This window comes from Sutterella seckii (assembly GCF_009183815.1).
GTDB classification, from domain to species: domain Bacteria; phylum Pseudomonadota; class Gammaproteobacteria; order Burkholderiales; family Burkholderiaceae_F; genus Sutterella; species Sutterella seckii.
In genome coordinates, this window is record NZ_WEHX01000169.1 from 1 (window position 1) to 1,935 (window position 1,935).

General features: G+C 66.4%; 2 protein-coding genes and 1 pseudogene. All 3 read right to left on the reverse strand.

From position 1 onward, the window contains the following. The coding region (locus tag GBM95_RS12825; RefSeq protein ID WP_319643771.1) for a glycerol-3-phosphate dehydrogenase C-terminal domain-containing protein at positions 1-445 on the reverse strand (445 nt) is incomplete at its 3' end. Then, entirely contained in the window at positions 442-1,584 is a 1,143-nt protein-coding gene (locus GBM95_RS11585; protein WP_226963312.1) for a glycerol-3-phosphate dehydrogenase/oxidase, read from the reverse strand. The genes GBM95_RS12825 and GBM95_RS11585, both read right to left, overlap by 4 nt. 5 nt (positions 1,585-1,589) lie before the next feature. Beyond that, positions 1,590-1,935: pseudogene (locus GBM95_RS11590) on the reverse strand (FGGY-family carbohydrate kinase); the annotation flags it as partial.

Consider the following 1,935-nt stretch of genomic DNA (forward strand, 5'->3'; position numbering starts at 1 on the left):
CGGCAGCGGGCGCCGGAGCAGGAGCTGGAGCCGGTTCGGGCTGAGGTTCGGGCTGAGGTTCGGGTTCAGGTTCCGGTTCCGGAACCGCCTCGAGCTCATAGGGTTCGCCCGCCATGGCGGCCGCCACGATCGGCATCAGCTTTTCCGTCCGCTCGGCATTCATCTGTCCGAGCCGCAGGCGGCGGTAGAGCACGTCCTCGGCCGTGCGCGCGCCTTCATTGTCGCGCTCGTAGAGCGCGTAAGCCACAACCTCGGCATCGGCCATCGGGCCTTCAGCCGCAGCCTTCTCGATCGCCTCGGCGTCAAAGGTTTCGTCGTTCACGATGGGAAGCGTCTTCGTCACGCAGAGGCGCGCCGGAACGAGGTGCATCAGGGTGGCCTCAAGCAGCGCATCCTGCGCCATCAGGCGGTAGGAGGTCCACTTGCCGCCCGCCACGGTGATCATGTTGCCGAATTCGGGAATGACCGCATGCTCGCGCGAGCCTTGGCGGTGGAGCCGCCTTCGGGCGCTCTGAGAAGGGGCCGCAGGCCCGCAAAGGAGGCCTTCACGTCGGCGCGGCTCACGGGCTTGGCGAGGTACCCTGCCGCAGTCTCAAGGAGGAAGCTGATTTCTTCTTCCGTCGCCTGCGGATTCCAGTCGGGCTCCCGCTGCTCGACGTCGGTCGTCCCGACGATCGTCATGCCGTGCCAGGGGATGCAGAAGAGGACGCGTCCGTCGCGGGTCTTCGGAATGAGCATGCCCGAGTCGCCCGGAAGGAACGAACGGTCGAGAAGAATGTGCGAGCCCCTCGAGCAGCGCACGATCGAAGGCGCATCGGGGTCCACCATGCGGCGGATCGAATCCGTCCAGACGCCCGTGCAGTTGAAGATCATGCGCGTGCGGATGCGGCAGGACTCGCCCGTTTCCTTGTCGGTCGCGGTAAGGGACTGAATCCAGCCGCCCGTGCGCTCGATCGCGGTCACGGGCATGTAGTTGAGGCACGCGGCGCCATGCTGGTTCGCGGTGCGGATGAGCGCAATATTGAGGCGGGCGTCGTCAAACTGCCCGTCAAAGAATTCGACGCCTCCCATGAGGCCCTCGGTGCGCACGCCCGGAAGGCGCGCAGCGGCGGCATCCGCCTTCAGGGACTTCGTGCGCCCGAGCGAGGCTTTGCCCGCCATCATGTCGTAGAGCGCGAGGCCGACCGTATAGATTTCGCGCTCCCACTTCTTGAAGCACGGCAGCACGAAGGTTTCCGGGTGCACGAGGTGCGGGGCATTATTGATGAGCACCTTGCGCTCGTGGAGCGCCTCGGTGACGAGTCCCCAGTCGCGGGGATTCTTCATGTAGCGCACGCCGCCGTGAATGAGCTTCGTCGAGCGCGAGGACGTCCCGGCCGAAAAATCCTGCGCATCAAGGAGCAGGGTCGAGAGGCCTCTCGAGGCCGCATCCACTGCGATGCCGGCGCCCGTCGCGCCGCCGCCCACGACGACGACGTCCCAGAGGGGATCCGCCTTCACGCGGGCGAGCGCCTCAGCGCGTGAAAGGGGCTTCAGAGCCTTTTCGCCCTCGGGCGCGGTCTTGGTCTTCAGAGCATCAGTCATAAGTCTCAGTTCCACTTGCGGGCGCGGCCGACGGCGCGCGTCCATTGGTTCAACAAAAATCCTCTCTGGTCGGCGCTCATCGCGGGCTCAAAGATCCGCTCAGCGCGCCAGAGCGCTTCAATTTCTCGGGCATCCTGCCAGAAGCCGACTGCGAGTCCGGCGAGGTAGGCCGCGCCGAGCGCCGTGGTCTCCGTCTGCGCGGGCCGGATCACGGGAACCCCGGTGATGTCGGCCTGAAACTGCATGAGAGGAGGTCGTTTGCCGCGGCGCCTCCGTCAGCGCGGAGCTCCCTCACCGGATGGAGCGCATCGCGCGCCATGGCCTCGAGCACCTCCGCGCTCTGGAACGGCA